A 5,633-nucleotide genomic window follows, 5' to 3' on the forward strand; every position below is an offset into this window, starting at 1 on the left:
TTTCTTCAATCAAGCATTTGAGGGTAGTATTCAACTACAATTTACCTGTTAAAAATTGGGCCTCACCAAGTCCAAAACTCCAGTCAGCATTATCATTTTCAACAATAGATACAATTAAATCAGTTGATGCGATACCACACTCAGATTCCAGTCTTTCAGCTAACAGCCTGTAGAATTTTTGTTTCTTCTCTTCCGGTCGGGATTTACTTGTAACTGAAAGAACAACAAGATTTTTAGTTCGGTTAAATCCTAACCCAGTATCCTCAATAATCATATGATTTTCTGGATGTTCATGAACAATTTGATAACGGTCTTGTTGAGGCACATCAAAAGCCTCTACTACAACATTGTGAGCGACATCTAAAAGTTTTTTCAAACTTGATTGATCTCGCCCTTCTATTAAGTCAAAACGAAGTAATGGCATAAAATCCCCTCCTTCTACTACAACAGTCTTTTTAATTTCATTCGTTAATGTGTCAGCTATTTCCAAGCAGCTGCTACATTTAGAATAAAGTAATTTCCCAATAACCCCTTCATTCTGGTGTTAGTCAAGCCTATGTTATGATGTGTATTTCCATAGGCAATATACAGAATCAACTTCGAGTAAATTAACCATTTTTTGAAATAGCCTTATCACTTACTTTAGAAATCATTTATTCTTCTAAGCTTTAGTTTACATGAAGCTCTGCTATCATATATAATTCAAAATTAAGATGGAAGACATCTCAAAATCAGATATCAATTATGGAGGACTAGATGAATATTCAGTTGTTACAGGTTTTTCTCACTACTGCTCGTGAAGGCAGTATTTCCAAGGCTGCTCAGACTTTAAATTATGCACAATCGAACGTAACGAATAAGATACAACAACTAGAAAACGATTTACAGACAAAATTATTCTATCGCCATAGTCGAGGAATCACACTTACTCCCCCAGGGCAAATTCTTGTTTCTTACTCAGAGAAAATTCTACATACTATTGAAGAAGCTAGAGCAACCATGGGCGAATCATCCGCGCCTTCTGGGCCACTGCGTATAGGATCAATGGAAACAACAGCTGCAGTTTGGCTTCCTCAACTCCTTGCACATTATAATAACCTCTATCCAAATGTTGATTTGAACCTAGTAACCGGCCCTACGGAACAACAAATACAAGCAGTTTTACATTATGAGTTAAACGGCGCTTTTATTTCAGGACCTATTGAACACCCTGATTTAGTTCAAGAAAAGGTATTGGATGAAGAGATGGTTCTTGTTACAAGCGCTTCACACCCTGTGATTTCTTCCATTCAGGATGTTCAAACACAAACAATGCTTGTATTCCGTAAAGGATGCTCTTACAGAGCAAAGCTCAATCATATCCTCCAAGAAGAAGGTTTATTACCTATAAAATTAATGGAATTTGGCATACTTGAAGCGATCATTGGCTGTGTAAGCGCCGGCTTGGGGATTTCACTGCTGCCTCGTTCAATCATTGCTTCGCATGAAAAAGAAGGCCGCATTCGCAGCCACACTATCTCTGACAAATATTCTTTCGTATCAACCATGTTTATAAGGCGGAAAGACACTTTAATTACCCCTGCTTTATCTGCTTTTTTAACGCATATGAGGGATCATTTTCAGATAAAGAGGCCAGATCAATCGTAAATAAATGGATGGAAGGCATGCTTCGCCTCAAAATACCCCTGATCAGTTGTCTGATATAAAAATATAGGCGCATCTCAATGTTTGTATAGAGCAAAAAAGCAAACTTCGGTATGTAGTTTGCTTTTTCTTCGTGATTTTGCACTCTGAATCGTGAAACCTAGTCGATATTAGGATGTAGATTTTCCTCATTCAAAGAATTTTGAACGAAGGTCATTGCCCTAGACACTTGGTTGCGTCTTGAAGTTAAAGGCTGACTATTTCCTAAAGAGTCAATCACTCTCACAACTAATAAATATTCACCTACAGATTTCGGGTGCCGACGGAAAGAGAATTTCTGCTACTCAACACTCTTACGACCTTTAACTTGAGCTTCTTTCCAACTCTCTCCGCCATCAGTGGATACTTCAACTGTTACAATTGGATGTTCTGCCCATGTCCAACCGAAAATATCAATCTCTTCAAGTTCAACCAATTGTCCATTCGGCGGATGTACAATAATACTGTTTGGGCTAACAGCCCATACCGGTGACTCTTTTAGTTGTCCATCTACTACTTCTCAGTCAACATAATATTTGGCAGTGAAAGCACTGTTGCTTCGGGAAGCTGAAACAGTCATATGAGTCAGCCATTTTGTAGAATTAGTTCCATAATGGTCGGAAACAACAAGCCGAACAGAACCACCCCTTTCTACAGTTAACGGCTCATGGTTAATTTCCAAAGCTATTAATACGTTTGGGTTTAACGCCTTTGCTAGGGAGAGGTCTTTCTCGTACTCCGAATAGTATTCGTGGGTGTAAACTCCTTGATCAATTACCGGATGTTCTTCCTACCTTACGAAGAGGCGAAGCAAGAGGAAGGATGATTGTAAATTTGGTTGAACACATTTAATAAGCAATGCAACCGGCGAACAAGCACTTTGTCCTTCCTGCAGATCTGAGTGATATTGCTGTTGATTGATCAACTTGTTTTTGTTCGGAATATACTCAGTATATAGCCGCATATTCCCCCTGTAATAGCTGGAATGAGCCACCCCAGCCCTATGTTATACATAGGAAGAATCTGAGTGAAAATATGATTCACAACTTCAATTTTTATTCCCGCCTCCTTCAAACCGTCAAATAAGCTGATGATGAATGCGAATAATAAACTGCCTTGATACACTTCTGTCTTCCCTTTAAATACAGAATGCAAAAACGTTAAAAATATTAAGGAAATCGCGATAGGATACATCGTCAGTAAGACAGGCATTGACACCATAATGAGCTGGGTTAACCCTATATTTGCGACAAGCGTACTAAACACTGATAAAACGACAGCAATTTTTTTATAAGAAATGTTCGGAAATAGTTCATGAAAAAATGAAGAACACGCAGTGATCAGTCCGACACTTGTCGTCAGACACGCCACTGTAATCATTAAGCCCAATAAGATTGAACCATAAGAACCAAAATAATAGGATGAAACCTTAGCCAAAACCTCTGCTCCATTTTCTAAAATCCCCAGTTCTTCAACGCTGGAAGCCCCCATATAGGAAAGGGCTGTATACATAACTGCTAAGAGTACAGCTGCAATCGCGGCTGCTTTTGCACAAACACCCATCAGCTGTTTTTTGGTAGAAGCTCCTTGTTCTTTCAATGCATTCACGATGATAATTCCAAAAACAAATGCTACAAGGGCATCCAGAGTGAGGTATCCTTCCTGAAATCCTTTAAAAAACGCTTGTGATGTGTACCCTTTTGATGGTGCTTGAATGGTTCCAATTGGGCGAATAAGAGCTACCACTACAAGCAATCCGATAAATGTCAGCTTAATTGGCGTCAAAAATTTACCAACTATATCAATGATTTTTGAAGGATTGAGTGATAACAAGCATGCCAATGCGAAAAATAATATTGTAAATATGATCAATGAGACAGGGCTTGCATCATTTGATAAAAAAGGTTTTACCCCAATTTCAAACGATACGTTTCCTGATCTCGGGATAGCGAAAAAAGGCCCGATTGCCAAATAGAGAATCGTCGTAAATACAATGCCAAACACCGGGTGAACACGGCTGGCTAACGACTGTAAGTTTTGTTTACCCGAAAAAACAAATGCTGTTATAGCCAGTAATGGCAATCCAACTCCGGTCACTAAGAAACCTGCATTAGCGATCCATACATTTTTTCCAGCCATTTGACCAAGCATAGGCGGAAAAATGAGGTTTCCTGCTCCAAAAAACAATGCAAATAGCATTAATCCTATAATGATGATATAGGAAGCAGACACTTTTTTTGACATTATATATCCTCCGATTAAAGTAGACACTTCTTGAATAGCCAGGAAACATTACAGATGCTATTTGCACTGGCACAGTGTTGATTCCAAAATAAGCTTGTGTCAGTTTTATATATTTTTATCAAGTTTAATAAAAGCATGATTTGATAGTTTCCGATATCGGTTAAAAAACCAATTGCACCAAAACCATATAAACAACGGTTCCCCCCGCTATGGAAAGAAGCATATTTTTCTTCCACAAGTGAAGCAGTACAACTGCAGCTGCTCCAACTAATTCAGGAATGCCATGACTTCCAGAAAGCAGACTCACATCTTTTAAACAATAAATGACCAAAAGCCCGATTACCGCTGATGGCAGCACTTTACCAAGATACTGTACATATTTCGGTGTCGGTTTGCCAGACGGGAAAATCATGAATGGAAGGAACCGTGTCAGCATTGTTCCTAGCACGACCATTGCAATGGTGATCATTTGCTGCGTCATAGTCATCGTCATACGGAAACCTCAGCTTTCTCCAATGGTTTTCTCAGAACAGTCAGTACCCCTAAAATGGCGAGCATAGCAGGAATAATAAATTGGTTTCCGCCAAAAAGGATAAGACAGGCTACTGAAAGTCCAAGTCCTGAGAGAGCACTGTAATGCTTTTTTTCTTTCATCCATTGTTCTATGAATATCACAATAAACAGAGCAGTCATCACAAAATCAAGCCCTTCGGTATTAAACTTCACGTACGACCCAAAGATACCTCCTATCGCTGCCCCCGCGACCCAATATAAATGATTAAGCAGTGTCACAAAAAACATAAACCAGCCCTTGTCAACATTCGCCGGAACATTAGCGGTATAATTGATAGAAAATGACTCATCGCACATTCCGAAAATCAGATAAAGCTTTTTCTTTCCAGTCCCCCTGTACTTATCCAACATGGAAATTCCATAAAACAAATGCCGGGCATTGACCATTAACGTCAAAAAAAGAGCATTCATAGGGTTGAACGCACCAAGTAAAAAATTCGCTGCAACAAACTCCATTGAGCCCGCAAATATCATAAAACTCATGATGATTGGATAGATTGCGCTAAATCCCAAAGAATGCATAAAGATTCCATAAGCTATCCCCAAAAATAAAAACCCCGCAAAAATCGGAATGGTATATGGGAATGCAGAACGAAATGCAGCCCATATTTGACTTCTCTTATTCATATGAGTGTTTATAGCAGGAGAGCTTAAATGTAACGATTCTTTATTTTTATTCAAATCAACAACCTCCTACATTTCATCAATTGGCACACTGACAGTTCTTTTTTCTGTACTCATGACTATGCTTGTGTCAACTCCACTAATAGCAGGATTCTGCATTAATGAATCAATGATAAAATTCCGATAACTCTCCATGTCCTTCGCCACAATCTTAAGCATATAGTCATGGCTTCCTGTAAGTGTGTAGCATTCTTGAACCTGTGGGAATTTGTTTATATCCTCTAAAAATGAATGAATTGTCTCCCTATTTAAGGGTGATAAGTTGATGAGAGCTAGTGCTGTGACTTCGATTCCAAGTTTTTTCTCATCAACAATAGTCGTAAACTTTTTAATTATACCTGCTTCTACTAGGTTCTTTGTTCTTGCAAGGCAAGCTGATGGTGAAAGCCCAATTTTCTTAGATAAATTTAAATTTGATATTGAAGCATCTTCCTGCAATTCTCTTAAGA

The 5,633-nt window shown here is 38.6% G+C and carries 8 protein-coding genes and 1 pseudogene; 1 reads left to right on the forward strand and 8 read right to left on the reverse strand.

From position 1 onward, the window contains the following. Positions 1–34: 34 nt before the first annotated feature. Entirely contained in the window at positions 35–424 is a 390-nt protein-coding gene (locus RAC86_RS34455; RefSeq protein WP_004398711.1) for a tautomerase family protein, read from the reverse strand. A 332-nt stretch (positions 425–756) separates the two neighbouring features. Here RAC86_RS34455 and gltR point away from each other — a divergent pair, with 332 nt between their 5' ends. Beyond that, complete coding sequence (gltR, locus tag RAC86_RS34460; protein WP_377886614.1) at positions 757–1,647, forward strand: glutamate biosynthesis transcriptional regulator GltR; 891 nt, start codon at positions 757–759, stop codon at positions 1,645–1,647. Between the two features lie 157 nt (positions 1,648–1,804). Here the strand turns inward: gltR and RAC86_RS34465 are convergent. The 7 genes and pseudogenes from RAC86_RS34465 to azlB form a co-directional block, all read right to left on the reverse strand. Further along, a pseudogene (locus tag RAC86_RS34465) lies at positions 1,805–1,975 on the reverse strand (hypothetical protein); the annotation flags it as partial. Positions 1,976–1,984: 9 nt separating this feature from the next. After that, positions 1,985–2,119: a hypothetical protein gene (locus RAC86_RS34470; RefSeq protein WP_326145889.1), complete on the reverse strand. Its 135-nt coding sequence runs from the start codon at positions 2,117–2,119 to the stop codon at positions 1,985–1,987. Positions 2,120–2,203: 84 nt separating this feature from the next. Continuing rightward, positions 2,204–2,458 (reverse strand): molybdopterin-dependent oxidoreductase, encoded by a 255-nt coding sequence (locus RAC86_RS34475; RefSeq protein ID WP_377886618.1) that lies wholly within the window; start codon positions 2,456–2,458, stop codon positions 2,204–2,206. 146 nt (positions 2,459–2,604) lie between these two features. Then, positions 2,605–3,927 (reverse strand): branched-chain amino acid transport system II carrier protein, encoded by a 1,323-nt coding sequence (gene brnQ / locus RAC86_RS34480; protein ID WP_377886615.1) that lies wholly within the window; start codon positions 3,925–3,927, stop codon positions 2,605–2,607. 160 nt (positions 3,928–4,087) lie between these two features. Next, a complete protein-coding gene (gene azlD / locus RAC86_RS34485; RefSeq protein ID WP_003245988.1) occupies positions 4,088–4,420 on the reverse strand; it encodes a branched-chain amino acid transporter AzlD in 333 nt (110 codons plus the stop codon). After that, on the reverse strand, positions 4,417–5,181 hold the full coding sequence (gene azlC / locus RAC86_RS34490; RefSeq protein WP_015251618.1) for an azaleucine resistance protein AzlC: 765 nt from the start codon (positions 5,179–5,181) through the stop codon (positions 4,417–4,419). Before azlC ends, azlD begins: the two co-directional genes overlap by 4 nt. A 12-nt stretch (positions 5,182–5,193) precedes the next feature. Continuing rightward, positions 5,194–5,633: azlBCD operon transcriptional regulator AzlB (gene azlB, locus RAC86_RS34495; RefSeq protein WP_377886617.1), on the reverse strand; the 440-nt coding region annotated here is incomplete at its 5' end.

Source organism: Bacillus sp. LR_5 (assembly GCF_042709275.1).